The sequence below is a fragment of the Nocardioides luteus genome, from assembly GCF_000960475.2.
GTDB lineage: Bacteria > Actinomycetota > Actinomycetes > Propionibacteriales > Nocardioidaceae > Nocardioides > Nocardioides luteus_A.
The window spans coordinates 1-20,306 of record NZ_JZDQ02000058.1 but is presented as its reverse complement, the minus strand read 5'-3'; the positions used below and the strand labels follow the sequence as shown (position 1 = coordinate 20,306).

General features: G+C 69.8%; 19 protein-coding genes. 3 read left to right on the top strand and 16 right to left on the bottom strand.

Annotated features, from left to right (window positions below; translation table 11 throughout):
• Positions 1-32: 32 nt before the first annotated feature.
• The 7 genes from UG56_RS26605 to UG56_RS26575 all read right to left on the bottom strand — a co-directional run bounded on the left by UG56_RS26605 (position 33) and on the right by UG56_RS26575 (position 8,241).
• The gene (locus UG56_RS26605; protein ID WP_045547617.1) at positions 33-1,376 is read right to left on the bottom strand and encodes an LLM class flavin-dependent oxidoreductase; all 1,344 of its coding nucleotides are present in this window, start codon (positions 1,374-1,376) and stop codon (positions 33-35) included.
• A complete protein-coding gene (locus tag UG56_RS26600; RefSeq protein WP_045547616.1) occupies positions 1,376-2,128 on the bottom strand; it encodes an ABC transporter ATP-binding protein in 753 nt (250 codons plus the stop codon). The genes UG56_RS26605 and UG56_RS26600 overlap by 1 nt, the downstream gene beginning before the upstream one ends.
• A complete protein-coding gene (locus UG56_RS26595) occupies positions 2,101-2,952 on the bottom strand; it encodes an ABC transporter permease (RefSeq protein WP_045547615.1) in 852 nt (283 codons plus the stop codon). The genes UG56_RS26600 and UG56_RS26595 overlap by 28 nt, the downstream gene beginning before the upstream one ends.
• Positions 2,952-4,013, bottom strand: a complete 1,062-nt coding sequence (locus UG56_RS26590; protein WP_045547614.1) for an ABC transporter substrate-binding protein — start codon at positions 4,011-4,013, stop codon at positions 2,952-2,954. Before UG56_RS26590 ends, UG56_RS26595 begins: the two co-directional genes overlap by 1 nt.
• A 178-nt stretch (positions 4,014-4,191) precedes the next feature.
• Positions 4,192-5,352 carry a hypothetical protein gene (locus UG56_RS26585; protein WP_045547613.1) on the bottom strand — a complete coding sequence of 387 codons (1,161 nt, stop codon included), beginning with the start codon at positions 5,350-5,352 and terminating at the stop codon, positions 4,192-4,194.
• Entirely contained in the window at positions 5,349-6,497 is a 1,149-nt protein-coding gene (locus tag UG56_RS26580; RefSeq protein WP_143055212.1) for a phosphotransferase family protein, read from the bottom strand. The genes UG56_RS26585 and UG56_RS26580 overlap by 4 nt, the downstream gene beginning before the upstream one ends.
• 88 nt (positions 6,498-6,585) lie before the next feature.
• Positions 6,586-8,241 carry an enoyl-CoA hydratase-related protein gene (locus UG56_RS26575; protein ID WP_045547612.1) on the bottom strand — a complete coding sequence of 552 codons (1,656 nt, stop codon included), beginning with the start codon at positions 8,239-8,241 and terminating at the stop codon, positions 6,586-6,588.
• Positions 8,242-8,507: 266 nt separating this feature from the next.
• Between UG56_RS26575 and UG56_RS26570 the strand changes: the two genes are divergently transcribed.
• The gene (locus UG56_RS26570) at positions 8,508-9,182 is read left to right on the top strand and encodes a GTP pyrophosphokinase (RefSeq protein WP_045547611.1); all 675 of its coding nucleotides are present in this window, start codon (positions 8,508-8,510) and stop codon (positions 9,180-9,182) included.
• Between the two features lie 25 nt (positions 9,183-9,207).
• On the opposite strand, the gene UG56_RS26565 is transcribed toward UG56_RS26570, so the two are convergent.
• Genes UG56_RS26565 through UG56_RS26535 form a run of 7 tightly spaced genes read right to left on the bottom strand, consistent with a single transcriptional unit; the run spans position 9,208 to position 16,919 of the window.
• On the bottom strand, positions 9,208-11,523 hold the full coding sequence (locus tag UG56_RS26565; RefSeq protein ID WP_045547610.1) for a PQQ-dependent sugar dehydrogenase: 2,316 nt from the start codon (positions 11,521-11,523) through the stop codon (positions 9,208-9,210).
• Positions 11,524-11,548: 25 nt separating this feature from the next.
• Positions 11,549-12,241 carry a hypothetical protein gene (locus UG56_RS26560; protein WP_045547609.1) on the bottom strand — a complete coding sequence of 231 codons (693 nt, stop codon included), beginning with the start codon at positions 12,239-12,241 and terminating at the stop codon, positions 11,549-11,551.
• Entirely contained in the window at positions 12,238-12,990 is a 753-nt protein-coding gene (locus tag UG56_RS26555; protein ID WP_143055211.1) for an ABC transporter ATP-binding protein, read from the bottom strand. The genes UG56_RS26560 and UG56_RS26555 overlap by 4 nt, the downstream gene beginning before the upstream one ends.
• Complete coding sequence (locus UG56_RS26550) at positions 12,983-13,732, bottom strand: ABC transporter ATP-binding protein (RefSeq protein WP_045547607.1); 750 nt, start codon at positions 13,730-13,732, stop codon at positions 12,983-12,985. Before UG56_RS26550 ends, UG56_RS26555 begins: the two co-directional genes overlap by 8 nt.
• Positions 13,729-14,748 carry a branched-chain amino acid ABC transporter permease gene (locus UG56_RS26545; RefSeq protein WP_045547606.1) on the bottom strand — a complete coding sequence of 340 codons (1,020 nt, stop codon included), beginning with the start codon at positions 14,746-14,748 and terminating at the stop codon, positions 13,729-13,731. The genes UG56_RS26550 and UG56_RS26545 overlap by 4 nt, the downstream gene beginning before the upstream one ends.
• A 40-nt stretch (positions 14,749-14,788) precedes the next feature.
• Positions 14,789-15,673 (bottom strand): branched-chain amino acid ABC transporter permease, encoded by an 885-nt coding sequence (locus tag UG56_RS26540; protein WP_045547605.1) that lies wholly within the window; start codon positions 15,671-15,673, stop codon positions 14,789-14,791.
• 4 nt (positions 15,674-15,677) lie between these two features.
• Entirely contained in the window at positions 15,678-16,919 is a 1,242-nt protein-coding gene (locus UG56_RS26535) for an amino acid ABC transporter substrate-binding protein (RefSeq protein WP_045547604.1), read from the bottom strand.
• A gap of 104 nt (positions 16,920-17,023) precedes the next feature.
• On the opposite strand from UG56_RS26535, the gene UG56_RS26530 reads away from it, so the two are divergent.
• Positions 17,024-18,058, top strand: coding sequence for a LacI family DNA-binding transcriptional regulator (locus UG56_RS26530; RefSeq protein ID WP_071327355.1), 1,035 nt, complete (start codon positions 17,024-17,026; stop codon positions 18,056-18,058).
• A 10-nt stretch (positions 18,059-18,068) separates the two neighbouring features.
• Entirely contained in the window at positions 18,069-18,494 is a 426-nt protein-coding gene (gene arfB, locus UG56_RS26525; RefSeq protein WP_045547353.1) for an alternative ribosome rescue aminoacyl-tRNA hydrolase ArfB, read from the top strand.
• 365 nt (positions 18,495-18,859) lie between these two features.
• On the opposite strand, the gene UG56_RS26520 is transcribed toward arfB, so the two are convergent.
• Both UG56_RS26520 and UG56_RS26515 read right to left on the bottom strand, forming a co-directional pair.
• Positions 18,860-19,381 carry a GNAT family N-acetyltransferase gene (locus tag UG56_RS26520; RefSeq protein ID WP_218145296.1) on the bottom strand — a complete coding sequence of 174 codons (522 nt, stop codon included), beginning with the start codon at positions 19,379-19,381 and terminating at the stop codon, positions 18,860-18,862.
• A gap of 67 nt (positions 19,382-19,448) precedes the next feature.
• Positions 19,449-20,306 (bottom strand): acyl-CoA dehydrogenase family protein (locus tag UG56_RS26515; protein WP_071327354.1); only part of this gene is annotated, 858 nt, incomplete at its 5' end.

Sequence of the window (20,306 nt, the reverse complement as noted above, 5' to 3'; positions counted from 1 at the left end):
TTTTCGGTCAGGACGAGCCGACTCGGCGGTCTTCAGGAGGCGACCTCCGCAGCCTCGGGGTCGAGCCGGTTCGCCGGACGCGGCAGCCCGTAGTGATCGCGGAGGGTGACCCCGGTGTACTCGGTGCGGAAGAGCCCGCGCTCCTGCAGGATCGGCACGACGGACGAGGTGAAGGCCTCGAGACCCGAGGGCAGCACGGCGGGCATGATGTTGAACCCGTCGGCGGCGCCGTTCTCGAAGTAGTGCTGGATGGTGTCGGCGACCTGGACGGCCGTGCCGGTGAAGGTGCGGTGGCCGCGACCACCGCCGAGCCTGCCGATCAGCTCCCGCACGGTGAGCCGGTCGCGCCGGGCCCAGTCGACCACCAGCGTGTAGCGGCTCTTGGCACCCTCGATCTCGTCCTCGGTCGCGATGTCGGCGGGCAGCTGCTCGTCGAGCTGGAGCCGCGCGGGGTCCACCTGCAGGAGCTGGGCGAGCTGCGCCACGGCGTACTCCGGTGCGATCAGCCGGTCCAGCTCCGCCTCCAGCTCGCGCGCCTCGGCCTCGGTGTCACCCAGCACCGGGACGATCCCGGGCAGCACCAGCACATGGTCGGGGTTGCGCCCGGCCGCGACGACGCGCCGCTTGATGTCGGCGTAGAACGCCTGGCTCTCGGCGAGGGTCGGCTGGGCGGTGAAGATCGCCTCGGCCCAGCGGGCCGCGAACTCCTTGCCGTCGTCCGAGGAGCCCGCTTGGACGAGCAGCGGGTGACCCTGGGGCGACCGCGGCAGGTTGAGCGGACCTTCGACCGAGAAGTGCGGCCCGACGTGGGAGATCGGCCGGATCCGGTCCCCGACCGCGTGCACCCCGGTGTCCTTGTCGGCCACGATCGCGTCGTCGGCCCAGCTGTCCCACAGCCGGGTGGCCACGTCCAGGAACTCCGAGGCCCGCTCGTAACGGGTCTTGTGCAGCGGCTGCCCCTCCAGGCCGAAGTTGCGGGCCGCGGCGTCTCCCGCGGTGGTCACGATGTTCCACCCGGCCCGCCCACCCGAGATGTGGTCGACCGACGCCAGCCGCCGGGCGAGGTTGAACGGCTCGTTGTACGACGTCGAGGCCGTCGCGATCAGCCCGATGTGCTGCGTGGAGACCGCCAGGGCGGACAGCAGCACGGTCGGCTCGATCCGGCCCGACGGGCGGCGCTCCGGCGACCCGAACAGGGCCGGCGAGTCGGCCAGGAAGAGCGAGTCGAACTTGGCCTCCTCCGCCACCCGGGCCAGGTGCTGGTGCGCCGCGAGCGAGAGGTTGGCGTGCGGGTCCGACCCGGGCAGCCGCCACGACGCCTCGTGGTGACCGGTGTCGAGCAGGAAGAGGTTGAAGTGGAGCTGTCGAGCGCCCATCAGGCCACCTCCTCCTCGACCGACTCGACGACGCCGAGCTCGGCCAGCAGCTGGGCCCGCAGCGACGCGAACCGCGGGTCGCCAGGACTCCGCTTCGCGCCCAGGTCGATGCGGATGTCCGAGCCGACGACACCGTCGACCAGCACGATCACCCGGTCGGCGAGGGCGATCGCCTCGTCGACGTCGTGGGTGACCAGCAGGATGGCGGGGTTGTGTGCGGCGTACAGCTTCTTCAGCAGCTTGTGCATCTTGATCCTGGTCAGCGCGTCCAGGGCGCCGAACGGCTCGTCGGCCAGCAGCAGTTGGGGATCGCGGACCAGCGACCGCGCCAGCGCCGCGCGCTGCTGCTCGCCGCCCGAGAGCTCGTGCGGCCAGGCCTTGTCGCGGCCCTCGAGCCCGACCTCGGAGAGCGCCTCGAGACCACGAGCCCGCGGATCCGGACCCGAGAGCCCCAGGACCACGTTGTCCAGCACCCGCCGCCACGGCAGCAGGCGAGAGTCCTGGAAGACCACCGAGACCCGCTCGGGTACGTCCACGACACCCGATCCCGCCACCGAGCGGTCAAGGCCGGCCAGGGCCCGCAGCAGCGTCGACTTCCCGGAACCGGAGCGCCCGATCAGCGCCACGAACTCACCGGAGTCGATGGTGAGGTCGAGCCCGTTCAGCACGCCCCCGGCCTCGGAGAAGCTGCGGTGCAGCCCCTCGACGCGTACGGCCGGCTCCTTCAGTGACTCTCCAGCGTGCGTCGCCATGCCAGTGCCTTCCTCTCGATGATGCGGACGATGCCGTCGGCGACCAGGCCCAGCAGGGCGTAGACGACCAGGCCGACGACGATGATCTCGGTCTGGCCGTAGCTGGACGCGAGGGTGATCATGTGGCCGATGCCGCTGGTCGCGTTGACCTGCTCGACGACCACCAGGGACAGCAGCGCGTTGAGCACCGCGAACCGCAGCCCGAGCAGGAACCCCGGCGTCGCGCCCGGCAGCACCACGTGCCGGACGAACGCGCCGCGGCTCAGGCTGACCGTCTCGGCCAGCTCCGCGTAGCGGCTGTCGATGCCGCGCAGCCCGTTGTGGGTGTGGATGTAGATCGGGATGAGTACGCCGAGGGCGATCGTGATCACCTTCATCGGCTCCCCGATCCCCAGCCACAGGATCAGCAGCGGCATCAGCGCCAGGCTCGGGATGGCCCGCTTCACCTGCACCGGACCGTCGATCAGCGCCTCACCGACCCGGCTGAGCCCGGAGATCAGCGCCAGCACCAGTCCGACACCGACGCCGATCAGCAGCCCGAGCGAGGCACGGTAGGCGGAGGTCGCCAGGGCCTCGGGAAGGCGACCGTCGGCGATCAGGCTCTGAGCGGTCTCGACCACGACCCACGGCTCGGACAGGGTCCGAGGGTCCAGCACGCCCGTCGCCGAGGCGACGATCCACAGACCCAGGAGCAGGATCGGTCCGATCCACAGCGTGCCGGGGACCCTCGGGCCGGGCCCGAGGCGGCGGCGTACGACCCTCTCGTCGACGGTCTTCTCGGAGACGACGCCGACGATCGGCGCCTCGAGTGCGGTGGTCGCCATCACTGACCGTCCTTCACTGCCGCGGCGATGACCTTCTCGTAGCGGCGGTCATAGAGCTCGGTGACGTCCAGCTCCGGGTGGTCCTGCTCCTTCGCGAGGATGTCCGCGGTCTCCTGCTGGCGCTTGATGAAGCCGTCCCAGTTCTCCGGGATGATCTGCTGGCCCGAGGTCTCGAATACCTTCTTGCCGTCCTCGAAGGTCAGCCCCTCGTGGTCGACGTAGTAGGCCTTGACCCACTCGTCCGGGTGCTCGTCGATCCACTTCTGGGCCTTGACCCACAGCTCGAGGAAGTCCTTGAACGCGGCCGCCTTGCCGGCGTCCTCGAAGGTCTTCTCGGGCCCGTAGATGAGGGTCGCGTCGTCGCGGATGCCGGTGCGGATCGAGGTCCCGCCGTCACGGCCGTACTTGGCCAGATAGGAGGTCAGCTGCGGCCCACCCAGCGGAGCGACGTCGACCTGGTTGGAGGCCAGCGCGTTCGAGTAGGTGTCGTCGACGCTCTGGATCTCGACGAGCTCGACGTCCTTCTGGGTGAGTCCGGCGGCCTTGAGGGTCTTGAGGATCAGCGCACCCTGGGCCTGGCCGGGCGAGTAGGCGATCTTCTTGCCCTTGAGGTCCTGGAGCGTCTTGACCTTCGACTTCGGCGCGATGCCGAGCTCGTAGATCGGGTTGGCGAGCGGGTCCGGGTTCTCGGTGACCGCGACGATCTTCACCGGGGTGTCGGTCCAGGTCGCGAAGAGCGGCGGGATGTCGGCGACATAGCTGGCGTCCAGGGCGTCGGCACGGAACGCCTCGAGGCTCTTCGGACCACCGGAGATGTTGGCCCACTCGATCTCGTAGCCCTTGACCTCGTCGATGAGGCCGGACGTCTTCAGCGCGACCTCGACGGGCGGGAGCCCGAGGCGCAGCACGGTCCCCTGCGGGACCTGGTCGGGGAGCGCCGCGTCGGCGGCGAGCTTGGAGGCACTGGAGGCATCGGCGCCGCCGCACGCCGTCAGTCCGAGAAGCAGGGACGTGAGCACGGCGGCGATGGCGGTCAGGCGCGGTGGGGTGGGGCGGATCATGGCTCTCCTCTGGTTGGTCCGTCCAAATCAGAGTAAGTCACTAGAGTTTAGCCATAAATGCCTGTTCGGATCCTGAGACCGGCCGAGGCGTCACGTACGCAGGCCGAGGCGTCACGCGCGTCGGCCGAGTGGGCAGCGGACTGCCAACTCGGCCGACGGGGGTGACGCCTCGACGGGGTCAGACGCGGTCGAGCCAGTCGGTGAAGCCCGAGGGGTCGTGGCGGCCGAGCACGCCGTGCTCGAAGAGGCCCCAGCCCTCGGCGCCGTCAGCCCCGACCCCGGGACCATGGGCGACCGCGCGACCGACGTGGTCGATCACGCCGAACGGCACCCGGCCGACGACCTCGGGCGCCTTCATGTCATAGCTGCGCCGCTCGGTGAATCCGGCACCCTTCCAGACCCCGTGCGCCCAGTCGGAGTCGCCGCCGTAGCCGCCGCCGACATGGATCGGTACGCCCAGCAGCGAGGAGACCTCGAGCACCAGCTGCTCGCCGGCCGGCGTCGTGCAGGTGATCGTCGCGCCCTCCGGGAGCCGCGTCCCGTCCCGGTAGCGGATCCGGACGTGCGGCCAGCCGAGCTGCTCGACCCGACCGTCGGCGAAGGTGCGGGTGCAGTCGTTGAGGGTGCGATAGCCGTCGGGCGTCTCCTGGATGATCAGCACGACGGCGAACTCCTCGAACCGCAGCGGCAGATAGAGCCACCACATCCCCTCGAACGCCGGGTCGGCCGGCTTGCCCGCCGGCACCGCCTCGCCCGACGGGCGGATCCCCCACGACCGGTCCCGGGTGCCGACCCAGCGATCGTGGTCGACGGCGATCGTCTCGCCGTCGACCTCGATCACCCCCTCCCAGGTCCCGACCTGCGCGAACCGCTGCGCGTCGAGCACGGTCGCCGCCCCCTGACGCATCACGTGCGGCTGCTCCTGGACGACCTCGAACGAGCCCTCCCAGCGAAGGTCCAGCGCGATCCCGTGGGTCTCCTCCATCACCAGCCGCAGCTTCCGCAGCGGCTCGACGACCTCGATCCGGTACGCCCCCACCTGCTGCCCCAGCCGGTCACCGCCCCGCGGGTCGGCGCCGTCGCCCAGGTGCACGGCGGTCTGCTCGTCGCCGCGGCGCAGCAGGACGTACGCGTCCTTGGTGCCGAGGTTGGGATAGAACCCCATCCCGGTGATGAGGAAGAGGTCGCCGGTGCGGTCGTGGGCGTTGAGGTAGCAGCGGTCGTAGAAGCTGCGGTCGCTGCTACCCGCCCAGGCCACCGGGCGCGGGAGCTGATGGATCGGGTACTCGTCGAGCGGGCCGACACCGACGTACTCCCCGTGAGCCCCCGGAACCCTCATGCGCCGACCTCGTCGAGCATCGCCTCGAACATCGCCCGGTGGTAGAGCGTCGACTCCGGGTCCTCGGGCGCCTCGATCTCGCCGAAGTGGATCTGCCGGGCGGCGATCCGCAGGTAGATGACGCCCCACATGACCGCCGCATGCACCTCGTGCCAGGTCAGGTCACCGAGCTCGACACCGCTCGCCGCGGCGTACGCCTCCCGGACCTCGGACGCGCTGAGGAAGTCCGGCATCCCCGGCAGATCCAGCATCGCGGCCAGGTCCTCGAAGATGCGGTGGGCGAAGATCATCCAGGTCACGTCCATCTCGCGGGGCCCGAGGGTGACCATCTCCCAGTCGAGGACGGCGACCGGTGCGAAGTCTCGGTAGATGATGTTGCCGATCCGGGCGTCGCCCCAGCACAGGACGGGCTCACCGTCGTCGTCGGGGAGATTGGCCTCGAGCCAGGCCAGGCCTCGCTCGACCAGCGGCGAGCGGCCGCCCCACTCCTCGGCGGAGGAGGCGAACGCGTACCAGGCCCGGGTCTTGGCCAGGTTGCGAGCGACCAGCGTCTCGCCGGAATGACCAGCCACGACAGGGTCGAGGAAAGCGAAGCGCGAGGCGGCGTCGGGGATGCCATGGAGACCGGCGAGCACCTCGACCGAGCGCTTCTGCAGCGCCGCCCGGTCCGCGGGCGCGGCGTCGAAGAGCCAGCTGTCACCGAAGTTGTAGGGCATCACGTCCGGCGGGACGAGCCCGTCGACCCGCTCCATCAGGAAGAACGGCGTGCCCAGGACGCAGCCGCTCATCTCGGCGAGGCCGACCTCCGGCACCGGCACGGAGGACAGCGAGCCGGCCAGCCGCATCGCGTCGTACTGCGCCTGCAGGTCGTAGGCCGCGAAGACCGGGATGTCCTCCGGGCGGGGAGCCACCCGCAGGACGTACGCCTTGGTCTGCCTCCATCCGTCGACCGTCGAGGTGACGTCGAGCAGCACGGTCTCGCTCGACATCCCGTTGGCGTCGATGCCGCCGAGGATGGCGACCTCGGGCTCGGCTCCCGGCGGCAGGGCCGTGGCCAGCCACGCCGACAGCCTCGCGCCGATCGCCGCGGGGTCGCGGCCCGACTTCTGGAAGGTCATCTCGGGCGGCGGGGGCGCCTGGGTCACGTGCTCCTCCTTGAGGCGTGTGAGTCAGATCACACGCCTCAAGATTGGTGGAACACGTTCTAGTTTGTCAACCGCCCACGTCGCCCGGTCAGAACCGGATCTTCGCCGGCGTCTCGGTCGGAGCCGCCTTGGTGACGAATGCCTTCCGCTTCTCCGCGAACCCATGGCGGTCGTCGAAGATGTCGCGGGCCATCTCGGCCAGCTCGATGCTCTGGTAGTAGGACATCGGCATCGCGCCGGCACGCCGTGACTCGCGGGCCGCGAGGGCCGAGGCGTACGCCTCGGGCTCGGCGTAGCGCTGCGCCAGGTCGCGCAGCCAGCCGTCGAACTCGGCCGCGTCGCGCGGGCCGAGCTCGCCGACCATGTCGATGCGGGCCGCCTCGGCCGCCGAGATCGGCAGCTTCGCGCCGAGCAGCTCCTCGGCCTTGTCGGTGCCGACCCGGCTCGGCAGGCCCCAGGTGTGCAGCTCGGAGCCGAAGATGCCCATGTCGTAGTAGGGATTGAGCACGACACCCTCGCGAGCGACCGTGACGTCCGCGCAGAGGCCGGCCATCACGCCCCCGGCACCGGCGTTGGCGGTGAACGCAGCGATGGTCAGCTGCTCGGCCTCGGCGATCGCCACACAGAGCTCGTCGATGGCGCGGATGTTGTCCCAGGCCTCGGCCACCGGATCCTGCGCCGCCTCGATCACGCCGAGGTGGATGCCGTTGGAGAAGGCGTGCTCGGTGCCGCGTACGACCAGGACCGTGGTGTCCTCGATGAGCGCCTTGCGGACCGCGTCGGTCATCCGCCGGCACTGCTGGGTGTGCATCGCGCCGCTGTAGGAGCGGAGCGTGAGGTAGCCGACGTCGCCGTCGCGCTCGTAGGTCGTCTCGGCCAGCGCCTCGGGCACCCGCAGGTACGGCGCGTGGCGGGTGTCGAGCACCCAGGCGGCCGGCAGCTTGGGGCCGCGCTTCTTCTCGAGCGTGGCGGCGTAGCCGACCCACAGGGTGCCGTCGCCGGTGGCGATCGCGACCGCGTCGGTGTCGACACCGACCACCGTGCCCGGCTCGGCGTCGCCATGGTTCTCGGGAGTCGTGGCCGCGTCGAAGAGGCAGTACGTCGCACCCCCGACGGTCGCCGGCGCACCCGGCGCCCCGTCGGCCGCCGCGATCCTCCGGGCGATCTCGGTGGCCGGCGCGGACCAGTCGATCTCGAAGGCCGTCCGGCGCAGCAGCGGCAGCTCGCCGGTGTCCTCGACCTCGGCGGGCCACTCCTCGGCAGGCTTCGGCGCCTCGCCCGCCTCGACCATCCGGAGGACCTCCGCGACGCAGTCCATCGCCGCGTCGGCCACCGGGCCGTTGTAGAGCGCGCTCTTCGCGATCGGGACCTCGGGCATCGCGAAGGTCTTCGTCGCCCAGACCGGGCCGGCGTCCATCTCCTCGACGGCCGACAGCGCGGTCACGCCCCAGCGCTCGCGCCCGTCGAGGGTGGCGTGGTCGAGCGAGGACGGCCCTCGGTCGCCGACCGGACCCGGGTGGATCACGACCGTGCGGTAGCGGCCCCAGACCGCCTCCGGCACCCGGTGCTTGAGGAACGGGCACAGGATCAGCTCGGGATCGATCGCCTCGACGGCTTCCACCAGGGAGGAGTCGTCGTGGACCGGCGCCAGCAGGACGCCGACCTCGTGGCCGGCCTCTTTCAGATCGCACCAGACCCTCTGGGTCAGGCCGTTGAACGCGGAGACGAGCAGCAGAGTGCGCATGTGGGGGAAGTGCCCTTCTGTTAGAACAGCCCGAACAGACCTCATATCCCCCGAGGGGTATTTATCCCCCGAGGGGTGTCACTGTATCTGGCGCAGGTGACCCGCGAGTACCTCGGTGTCCAGAAGAGGGACGGAAGACCTGGTGACCCCGGGCCGCTCGCCCCGGTCGCGTCCCGATGGTGTATCGGCCGCGTGCCGATCGCGTGTCGGGCACCGCACCATCGTCTTGTCGCGGCCTGCAAAGATGGCTCTGTCAGGAGGGGACGATGACAACAGTCGACGACAACCCGATCAACGGGTTGATCGATCTCGTCGAGGCGAGCGGCGACGTGATGACGCGCGAGCTGGCGAGGTTCCGGATGCGCTACAAGTTCGCGATCGACGAGGTGTCGACCAAGATCGCGATCCTGCGCGAGGAGTTCGAGCACACCCACGACCACAGCCCGATCGAGCACGTACGCACCCGGCTCAAGTCACCCGAGAGCCTGCTCGCCAAGGCGCGCAAGATCGGCTGCCCGCTCACCCTCGAGGCGCTCGAGCAGCAGATCCGCGACATCGCCGGGATCCGGGTGGTGTGCCCGTTCGTCTCCGACGTCTACTGGATCATGGAGATGCTCGGCAGCCAGTCCGACGTCGACGTGGTCGAGGTCGAGGACTACATCGCCGAGCCCAAGGCCAACGGCTACCGCAGCCTCCACCTGATCATCAAGGTGCCGGTCTACCTCTCCGACCGCGCGGTCGACGTCCCGGTCGAGCTGCAGATCCGCACGATCGCGATGGACTTCTGGGCCAGCGTCGAGCACTCGATCTACTACAAGTACGACGGCACGGTCCCCTCCACGCTGCGCGACGAGCTCGGCGCCGCGGCCCGCACCGCAGCCGACCTCGACGCCACCATGGCCCGGCTCCGCAGCGAGGTCCACGGCCCGGTCCTCCACTGAACCGGAACCGTGGACCCCACCCGCGTCAGCGGGCGGTGACGAACCGCTGATACTGGGCCCGCGCCTCGTCCGGGGTGATCGCCCGGTCGAGGAACATCAGCGAGTCCATCCGGCAGTCGCAGGGGTTCCGCTCGACGGTGTCTTGCGGGAAGGAGCCGCCGACCTTGATGCCCCGCGGCAGGGTGTCGGAAGTGCCGCTGCCGTCGACCTGCCACGGGTCACCCGCGGAGGTGTAGAACCCCTCGACGGCCTTGCCGTTGCGGTAGAGCGCCATCTTCCCGGTGGTGTAGTCGAAGGTCGCCGCCAGGTGGACCCACTGTCCGCGCGGCAGCAGGCTCTGCCAGTCCGCCGAGGCGGCGAAGGTCTGCGAGGCACCCTCGTCGAGCCGCCGTCCGAGCGCGACCAGCCGCAGCGTGCCGTCGACGTTGATGAGCTCGAGCAGGGCACGTACGCCATGGCCGTCGGAGTTGCCGGAGAGCACTCCGGCCAGCCCGATGGCGTTGAACCGGTCGGTCGGGTCGGCGGTCACCGAGTTGAGCGCGGGCCCGTCCATGTCGACCTTGAACCAGCCGGCCACGGTGATCTGCTCGGCTCCCGCGAACGGCGCCAGCGACGCGACGCCGTTCTGGTTCCACGTCCCCGCCTTCCAGTCGTCGTTTCCATTCACCTCCGGCGAGACCTGCTTGGTCTGCAGGGCGTTGTCGCTGGCCGGGTAGGCCGAGTCGGTGACCTGCATCGCGTTGCCGCCGTTGACCTGGTTGAGCAGCGTCCGCGAGAAGCCCTGGTCCTCCTCGCGCGCGCCCGGGGCGAAGGGGTGCTCGAAGTCGTAGTAGCTGACCAGGTCCTCGCGCAGCGACGGCACGACCTCGCTCGGCCAGGGCCGCTGCACGGTGTTCACGACCTTCCAGATCTTTCCGTTGGCCTTGGCCAGCAGGTAGAGGTTGCGCCGCGAGTCGGTGCCGAAGCGCAGGTCGACGCGCGGGTCGTCGACGAAGTCCTGCATCGAGAGCCGCTTGCCCGAGGTGTCGAAGAGCTGCATCTGGTGCAGGGTCGCCTCGGTGCTGCTCCCCCGGCGCATCTGCCGGGCATCGGTCCAGTAGACCTCGCCGTTGACCAGGTCGCCGAAGACGTACTTCCCGCGAAGGTCGTCGAACCGGCCGCGGTAGACGACGCCGCCGCTGATGGCGTGACCGCTGTCGGAGCTGCAGGAGTAGTTGGCCGGCGGGTCGTGGTCGAAGGACGCGACCGGGAGCGTGTAGCCGGACATGTCGTAGTCGTCGGGCACCGTGTAGAGGGCGCACTCGTCGGTGTTGTCGTAGAGCAGCCGGCCCTCGATCTCGCTCCAGCCGAGGTTGTCCCCGGCCCTCACGTCGTAGACGGCCTCGATCGCGTGCTGGCCGATGTGGCCGAGCAGCAGCCGACCCGTCTCGACGTCCCAGGAGAACCGGTGCGGGTCACGCATGCCGTACGCCCAGATCTCGCCGATCGCGCCCTCCCGGTCGACGAACGGGTTGCTGTCCGGGACGCCGTACGCCCCGTTGCGCCCGTCGCGGGCGAGCGGATCGATCCGCAGGATCTTGCCGAAGGGGTTGCCCAGGTTCTGCGGGTCGTCGCTCTTCACCCCGTTGCCGCCGTCGCCGGAGGCGATGTAGAGCAGCCCGTAGTCCTCGTCACCGGGGTCGGCGGTGGGGTTGAAGTCGATCTGCTGGATCGCGTGGATCTGGCCGGCGAAGTCGATCCGCATCACCTCCCGGCTGGTGCCCTCGAAGGTGTCGGCGCTCGGGTCGGTGGCGTGCCACTCGGTGACGACGCTGACGGTGCGTCCGGAGCCCGGGTTCGTCTGGGACGGGAACGTCGGGGTCTTCGCGAAGCCGTCGAAACGCTCGGTGTGGGTGGTGTAGAAGAGCCCGTTCTTCTCGAACTCGGGGTGGAACGTGATGAACCCGGCGCCGCTGCCGAGCCCGGCACCCGACCAGAAGTCGACGAAGTGGTCGCGGAGGTTCAGGTACTCGTGCTGCTGCCCGTGGTCGAGCAGGTACATCGGCCCGTTCAGGTCCGGGACGTACATCCGGCCCGAGCCGTCGGGGACCTCGCCGATGAAGTTGATGCGGTTGTGACGTACGAGGCGCTGGTCGGTGGGCGCGGGGTAGGGCTCCGTCTTCGGAAGCTGGGTGACCTCCTCGAGCACGAGGCCGAGGCTGCTGCGTACGGGCTGTTCGGGGATGGGGTCGGGAACGGGCTCGCTGCCGGGGATGGCGGCGTTCGCAGGAAGCGTGGGGGTGAGTAGCGCGGCGAGCATGGCGCCCACCGCGAGGCCGCCCCATAGACGTGAGGTTTCCATGGGTTGTTCTCTCCTTACCGAAGGTTCAGCGATGACGTACGCCCGCGACGGTCACGTCACGGATGCGCCCGAAGTTGTCGAAGGAACCGAAGCCGACCCGGCCTCCGGCGAAGGTGGTGTCGGTGGCGGTCATCCGGGGCTCGTCGGAGCCGTCGAGGTAGACCGCGATCGCGCCCGTGCGGGCGTTGTAGTCGAGGCGTACGTCGTGCCACGCCGCATCGGTGATCGACGGCTCCGCGCCGACCGTGCCGTTCCACTGGTCGTCGATACGCAGCCGGTCGGCGTCGTTGACCACGAAGATCCCGTTGTGGGGGTAGATGGTGTTGTCGGTCGAGAGATGGGCGTAGTAGAAGCGCGTCGGAGACTGGTAGTTCCACACCAGGATCACGTCGCGGTTGGTGACCTCGACGGCCTCGTCGATGCGCACCTCGGCCCGGTAGGTGAGCGAGCCGAGCTCGGGGCCCTGCGTGACGATGGCGTACTCGAAAGGTCGTCGTGGGCCCGGCTGCGGCGTCCCCGGCTCGGTCAGGATCACCTGACCGTCCTCGAAGGCCCACTTCTCGTCGGTCAGCGGATCCCAGTCGGCCAGGCTCGCCCGGGGCTTGACCACGGTCAGCCCGGGTCCTTCGGGCGTGTGGGCCTGGGCCACGGATCCTCCGGCGAGCGGAGCGGCCAGGATCACCGCGAGGGCGATCATTCGGTTCAGCTTCCTTCTCATCGTGCTTTCCCTTCCTCCAGTCGGGACGCGGCTCCCCCGAGATAGAGCTCCGCCATCCGCGGATCGGCGAGCAGGTCGGCGGCCGGCCCGGCGATGTGCACCTTCCCCAGATCGAGTACGCAGCCCAGGTCCGCCGACTCCAGGGCCCGCCGGGCGTTCTGCTCGACGAGCAGGACCGCCAGACCGGCGTCCCGCATGCGTACGACCTGCTCGAACACGGTCGCGGTGGTCTTCGGGTCCAGGCCCATGCTGGGCTCGTCGAGCAGCACCACCTTCGGGCTCACCATCAGCGAGCGGGCGAACTCGACCTGCTTCTGCTGACCGCCCGAGAGCGCGCCGGCGAGGGTGTGCCACCGCTCGGCGACGACCGGGAAGAGGGTCTTCACGAAGTCGGTCCGCTCGGCCACGGCCGCCTGGTCGCGGACGGTGTAGGCACCGAGTCCGACGTTCTCCGCGACGGTCATCTCCTTGAAGACCGAGTGGCCCTGGAGCACGTGGGCCATGCCGGCCCGGAGCATCTGCTGCGGCCCGTTGCGGGTGACGTCGACGCCGTCGACGGTGATGGTCCCCGAGCGCGGGGTGAGCATGCCGCTGGCGACCTTGAGCACGGTGGACTTGCCGGCCCCGTTGGGACCGACCAGACAGACGATCTGACCTGCGGGGACGGTGACGGTGAGGCCACGCAGCACGAGCGCCGCACGGCCGTAGCCGGCCTCGATGTCGCGCAGCTCGAGAAGAGGTTCAGACACCAAGGTAGGCCTCCAGGACTCGCGGGTCGTTCTGCATGTCCGCCGGCGCACCGGAGGCGATCGGGCGGCCGCGGTCGAAGACCACGACGTGGTGGGAGAGGCTCATCACCAGTTCCATGTTGTGCTCGACGATGATGAAGGTGCGGCCCTCGGCGTTGAGCTCGCGCACGAGCGTGGCGATCCTGCCGATGAGTGCCGGGTTCACTCCCCCGGCGGGCTCGTCGAGCATGATCGTGTCGGGCTCGGCCATCAGCACCCCGGCCAGCTCGAGCAGCTTCTGCTGCCCGTAGGAGATGTCGCGGGCCTCGCTGCGCTCGAGGTGCTCGATGCCGACCCGCGCCAGCAGCTCGCGGGCGCGGGCGATGTCGTCGGGGTTGTGCGCCCCGCGGAGGCGGTGGACCACGCCCGCCGAGCGCACCCCGGCGAGCACGTTGTCGAGGACCGTCATCCGCGGGAAGATCCGGCACAGCTGGAAGCTGCGACCCAGCCCGGCGCGAGCGATCCGGTGGGGTGCGTGGCCGGTCACGTCGCGGCCGCGGTAGGTCACCGTCCCCGAGTCGGGCCGGATCATCCCGGTCACGCAGTTGAAGAAGGTGGTCTTGCCCGACCCGTTCGGGCCGATCAGGGCGTTGATCCTGCCCTCCTGGAAGCTGACCGTCGCCTCGTCCACGGCGCGGACGCCGCCGAAGGACTTGGTCAGCTTCTCGGTCTCCAGACTGTGCTTGATCGGCGTCGAGCTCATGACTTCGCCTCCTCGAGCGCCTTGCGCTCCTCGGCCAGCTGGGCGGCATCGACCTCGCGGATCGAGGTGCTGCTCGGACGGAACCGGTCGAGCTGCGAGGTCAGCCACGGGATGACCCCGTCGGGCATGAAGAGCACGACCAGGGCGAGCAGCAGGCCGAGTGCGACCAGGTGCAGCTGGGTGTCGCCGTACTGGTTCTTGAAGAACTCGACCGCGTAGCCCACGATCACCGCGCCGACGACCGGACCGAGCAGGCTGCGTACGCCGCCGAGCAGCGACATCAGCACCAGATAGGAGCCGGTCAGGATGGAGAACTGGAAGATCGGGTCGAGCGACCCGAACCAGAGGGCGTACATCCCGCCCGCCATCGCGGTGAAGAACGCCGAGACGACGAAGACGACCAGCTTGTAGGTGAACGTCGGCACGCCCAGCGCCTGCGCCTTGTCCTCGTCCTCGCGGATCGCCTTGAGCCCGGTGCCGAGGCGGGAGCGGTCGATCACCCACCACAGCGCGAGCGCGACCAGCGTCAGTCCGACGAACAGGTAGAAGAACCGCTCGTGCTGCTCGGGCCGGAGTACGTCGGTGCCGAACGGCCGCGGCACCCGCAGCCCGTTGGACCCACCGGTGACGCCCGCCCAGCTCTGCGCGACCAGCAGCAGGATGAGCACCAGCGCGATCGAGACGATCACGAACGAGGCGCCGCGGACCCGCAGCGACGCGATCCCGATCGGCACCGCGGCCACGCCGACGAGCACGGCCGCGACCACCATCGAGAGCCACGGGTTCACCCCGGCCTCGGTGACGAGCAGCGCGGTGCCGTAGCCGCCCAGGCCGGAGTAGGCGGCATGGCCCAGCGAGATGTAGCCGGTCAGCCCGCCGACGAAGTTCCACGCCACCGCAAGGGCGGCATAGCTGGCGATCACCACGCCCACCGAGAGGACGAACGGGTCGGGTGCGAGCGCCGGGAACGCGAGCACGAGGGCGAGCACGACGGCCGCCACGACGAGCTTGATCACCAGGACGGAGCGGGCTGAGGACGTACGGCTCTGTCTGTGTCTAGAAGCGCTGAGCAAGGCGACCTCCGAAGAAACCCTGGGGGCGGAACATGAGGGTGGCGAAGAGGGCGAGGTAGAAGACCGTCTGCGCCCAGGTGGTGCCCATCGGGATCTGCAGCAGGGCCTGGGTGACCCCGAGCAGCATCGCCGCGATCGCGGCGCCGGGGATGCTGCCGAGACCGCCGATCACGATGATCGCCATCAGCGGCCCGATCCAGTGCCAGTGCAGCGAGGGGTAGATGGTGGCGTCGAGCGCGAGCGCGGTGCCGCCGACCGCGGCGGTCGCCAGGCCGAGCCCGAAGCCGAAGCCGGCGATCCGGTCGGTGTCGATGCCGAGCAGCTGAGCGGCCTCACGGTGCTGGATGGTGGCCCGCAGCGCCTGACCGAACCGGGTCTTCTTGAGCAGGAGGTAGAGGGCCAGGAGCGAGACCGCGGCCAGTCCGAAGGCGACCAGCTTGACCACCGCGATCCGCGCTCCCCACAGCTCCAGGCTCGCGCTCGAGTAGCCGAGTTGGATCCGCCGCTGGGTGCCGGAGAAGAGATAGCCCAGGCCGCCCTCGATGACCAGCGCGATCGCGAAGGTCAGCAGCACCGACATCATGGTCAGCGTCGCCGGCCGCAGCCGGGAGAGCAGCGCCCGCTGCATCCCGTAGCCGGCCGCGAAGAAGAGCGGCACGGTGATGATCAGCGAGAGCAGCGGGTCGAGCCCGGTCTGCGTGGTGAAGAACCATGCCAGGTATGCCGCCAGGATCAGGAACGCGGAGTGGGCGATCATCACGACCCGCATGACCCCGAAGTAGAGCGTCAGGCCGGCGGCGAGCAGGGCGTAGAGACCTCCGAGCAGCAGCCCCAGGATCAGGCTCTGCAGGAGAAGAGCTGACGACATGGGCTCACCACGCCGGCTTCGGGTAGACGAACTCGGCCTCGGACTGGTCCTCGGGCAGGACGATCTTGATCTCGCCGTCGACCCACTGCTGGATCATGTGGGCGCTCTGCGGGCGACCCTGGGCGTCCCAGCTCAGCGGCCCGACGACGGTGTCGACCTCGTTCTCGCGCAGCCAGTCGATCAGCTCGGCCTGGCAGTCCGGGTCGGGCTCGGCGCACTCGACGGCCTCGACCGCGGCGGCGACCACCTGACCGGTGGTCCAGGCGTTGGCCTCGTCCTCACCGGGCGCCTCGCCGTGCTTCTCCTCGTAGAACTTCACGAACTCCTGGTTCTCGGGGTAGTCCGCCTTCGTGGTGTAGCCGGTCGGCGCGATGATGCCCTGGGTCTTGTCGCCGATCGCCTCCGCGAACTCGGTCTCGGTCGGCGCGGTCGAGAAGGCGGCCAGCTTCGGCTGGTAGCTGAGCTGCTGCAGCGCGACGATCAGGTTGACGCCGTCCTGGTACTGGCTGCCGCCGACGACGATGTCGGCCTTGCTGTCGGCGATCTTGGCCGCGATGCTGCTGAAGTCGGTGGTGTTGGGCGGGTAGACCTCGTCCACGACGGTCTTCACGCCGCCCTCCTCGAGCGCGTCCTTGAGCCCGTAGGCGGTGCCCTGGGCGAACGGGTCGTCCATCGAGGCGTACGCCGCGGTCTTGGGCCGCTGGCTCTCGGGCATCGCCAGGATGTGCTCGGCGAGAAGCTTGTAGTGGTCGTTCGCCACGGCGGGGGCGGCGTAGAAGAGGTTCTCGAAGCCCTCCTCGAAGACCTCGGGTGCCGCGCCGGCGGGCTCGACGAAGAGGTAGCCGTAGTCCTGGGCGACCTGGGCCGCCGGGATCACCAGGCGGGTCGAGAACGGCCCGACGACCAGGTCGACCTGCTCCTGGTTGATCAGCTTCTCGTAGTCGGCGGCGACACGCTCGGCGCTGGACTGGTCGTCCAGCATCTCCAGGCGTACGTCGCGGCCGAGCAGGCCGCCGTTGGCGTTGACGTACTCGGCCCAGGCCTCGTAACCGCGCTGGATTCCCTTACCGGGCTCGCTGAAGTCACCGGTGAGGGGCAGCGAGATGCCGATCACGATCTCGTCGTCGCCGCCCCCTTCCGCGGCGGCGCCACAGGCGGCGAGGGTGGAGGCGAGCGCCAGCGCCGCTGAGGTGGCCAGGGCTGCTCGGGACCGCTTGCTCGCGGTGGGGGTCTTCGTGAAGGGCATCTGCGGTTCTCCTCTACGAAAGCGCTTACGTAAGCGTTTACGATGACGTTACCGACTCTCGCTTACTGTGGCAAGGGTCACAATCCTGATGACAAGGGGCATCGATGGTCCGAACCAACCGCTCCCCCCGCCTGATCGACGTCGCTCATGCGTCCGGCGTCTCGATCGCGACGGCCTCCCGCGCGCTCTCCGGAACCCCGGGCGTCAGCGACTCGGTGGCCGAGAAGGTCCGCCAGGCGGCACGCGAGCTCGGCTACGTCGCCAATCTCCACGCCCGCTCGCTGGCCAGCGGATCCACCGCGACCATCGGGCTCGTCGTACACGAGATCGGCGACCCCTACTTCTCCGAGATCGCCAGCGGCGTGCTCAGCCTCGCCGCCGAGCACGGCCGCACCGTCCAGATCTGCCACACCGGCCGCGATCCCGAGGCCGAGGTGGAGCAGGTACGCAGCCTGGTGGCCAACCGCGTCGGCGCGATCCTGATCGCGGGGTCGGGCTTCGTGGACGCCTCGGTGGAGGCGCCGATGCGGCTCGAGGTGCAGCGCTACGCGGAGGCGGGCGGGCGCGTCGCCGTCGTCGGCCGGCACCACCTCGGGGTCGACAGCGTGCTCCCCGACAACCGTCCCGGCGGCCGCGCGGTCGCCGAGCACATCCTCGGCCTCGGCCACCGGCGCATCGTGGTCGTCTCGGGCTCGCTCGAGCTGACCACGGTCGCCGACCGTCTCGCGGGGGTGCGCGACGCGCTCGCGGCGGGGCTCGACGCCGGTGACGTACCCGTGCTCGAGGGGCCGTTCACCCGCGAGGGCGGGCGCGAGTGCATCCGCCGGATGCTCGCCGAGCACCCGCGTACGACGGCCGTCATCGCCCTCAACGACGACATGGCCATCGGCTGCCTGTCCCAGCTGCGCAGCTCGGGCGTCTCGGTCCCCGGCGAGGTCTCGGTCAGCGGGTTCGACGACGTCGCGGTCGCCCAGGACCTCTCCCCCGGGCTGACCACCGTGCGCCTGCCGATGGCCGAGATGGGCGCCCGGGCGCTGACGCTCGCACTGAAGGAGCCCGGCTCGCGCGCCCGGCGGCAGCGGGTCCCCGCCGAGCTGGTGGTGCGCGACTCGACCGGGCCCGTCGCCGGGTCGGTCTAGGGTTTCTCGGGTGAAGGATCTTCGAGTACCCCCGGGCCCCGGGCTGCCCGACGGCCTCGTCATCCCCGACACCGAGCTGGTCGAACGCTTCTCCCGCTCCCCCGGCCCCGGCGGGCAGTCGGTCAACACCACCGACTCCCGCGTCGAGCTCTCCTGGGACCCGTCGGCATCGGAAGCTCTCGACGAGTCACAGCGCGCTCGTGTCCTCACCCGCTCGGCGGGCCCGATCGTCGTGGTCTCCCACGAACAGCGCTCCCAACACCGCAACCGCATCGCCGCCCGCGAGCGCTTGGCGATCCGGATCCGCGAGCTCCTCGCCCCACCACCCCCTCCGCGACGCCCGACGAAGCCGACCCGCGGCTCCAAGGAGCGCCGCCTCGACGCCAAACGCCAGCGAAGCCAGACCAAACAGCTCCGCGGCCGCATCCAAGACTGACCCCGCCAATCCCTCGCCCCAGCCGAGCCGTCACCCCACCGGCCGAGGCGTCAGGTAGGTCGGCCGAGAAGTCACCCGCGCAGGCCGAGACGTCACCTACGTCGGCCGAGAAGTCACCCGCGCAGGCCGAGACGTCACCTACGTCGGCCGAACCGTCACCCCCGACAATCGAGACGTCACCCGCGCAGGCCGAAGCGCCACGTACGTCGGCCGAGATGTCACCAAGAGACGCCTCGATTCGCCAGAGTGACGTCTCAACCGACCGGAGCGACGCCTCGGCCCACCAGAGCGACCTCTCGATTCGCCGAAGCGACGTCTCGGCCGACCGGAGCGACGCCTCGACCGACGTACGTGCCGTCTCGGCGTCAGGCAGGGTCGGGGTCGGTGGCGAGGCGGGCGTGGGTCTCGGTGTCGTAGCGGACGCCGTCGTAGAGCAGCTTCTGGCGTTCGCGGCCGTCGACGAGGAACCCCGCTGCGGTGGCGACTCGGCAGGATCCGGGGTTGTCGAGGCGGTGACCGGTCTCGAGACGGAAGAGGTCGAGCTCGCCGAAGCAGTACCTCGCCAGCAGCTTCAGGCCGGTGCTACCGACACCTCGCCCGCGGTGCTTCTCGAGGGTCCAGTAGGAGATCCAGCCGATCTGGTGGACGCGCAGCTGAGTGGTGACGCGCATCTGGCCGAGGACGTCGGTGCCGTCGGTGACCGCGAAGGTGTAGGCCAGGTCGGCCGCCGCATCCTCCGCCCACTCGGCGATCGTCCGCTCGGCGTCCTCGACGGTTTCGACACCGTTGAGTCGCTCGGTGGACATCCCGGCACCGTCGTACGCAGCCAGCAGTGTCGCCGCGTCAGCGGGTGCCCACGGGCGCAGCCGGATTCCGTTGTCGCGCACGCCTTCAGACGATAGCGCCGCCCCGCGGCAGACTCCCGCCATGGCGGGAATCTGCCGCGCGTCCGACTCAGATCTCCGACTGGATCCCGGCGAGGAGCTGGCGGGCCATCACGATCCGCTGGACCTGGTTGGTGCCCTCATAGATCTGGGTGATCTTCGCATCACGCATCATCCGCTCCACCGGATAGTCACGGGTGAACCCATAGCCACCGAGCAGCTGCACGGCGTCGGTGGTGACCTGCATCGCCACATCCGAGGCGAACGCCTTCGCGGCCGCACCGAAGAACGTCAGGTCCTTGTCACCCCGCTCCGAACGACCCGCCGCGGCATAGGTCAGCTGGCGGGCGGCCTCGATCTTCATGCCCATGTCGGCGACCATGAACTCCACACCCTGGAACTCCGCGATCGGCTTGCCGAACTGCTTGCGCTCCTTGATGTACCCCAGCGCATAGTCGAGCGCCCCCTGGGCGACACCGACAGCCTGGGCGGCGATGGTGATCCGGGTGTGGTCCAGGGTCTGCATCGCATAGGTGAACCCCTTGCCCTCCTCCCCGATCAACCGGTCGGCCGGGATCCGCACGTTGTCGAAGTACACCTCACGCGTCGGGGAGCCCTTGATACCGAGCTTCTTCTCCGGCGCACCGAACGAAACCCCCTCATCGGACTTCTCCACCACGAACGCCGAGATCCCCTTCGACCGCTTCTCCGGGTCGGTCACCGCCAGCACCGTGTAGTACTCCGAGACGCCCGCATTCGTGATCCAGCGCTTCACGCCATTGAGCACCCAGAAGTCGCCGTCACGGACCGCGCGGGTCTTCTGGTTGGCGGCGTCCGAGCCGGCATCGGGCTCTGAGAGGCAGTAGGAGAAGTTCCCCTGTCCCGCGGCCAGCGCACCCAGATACTTCTTCTTCAGCTCCTCCGACCC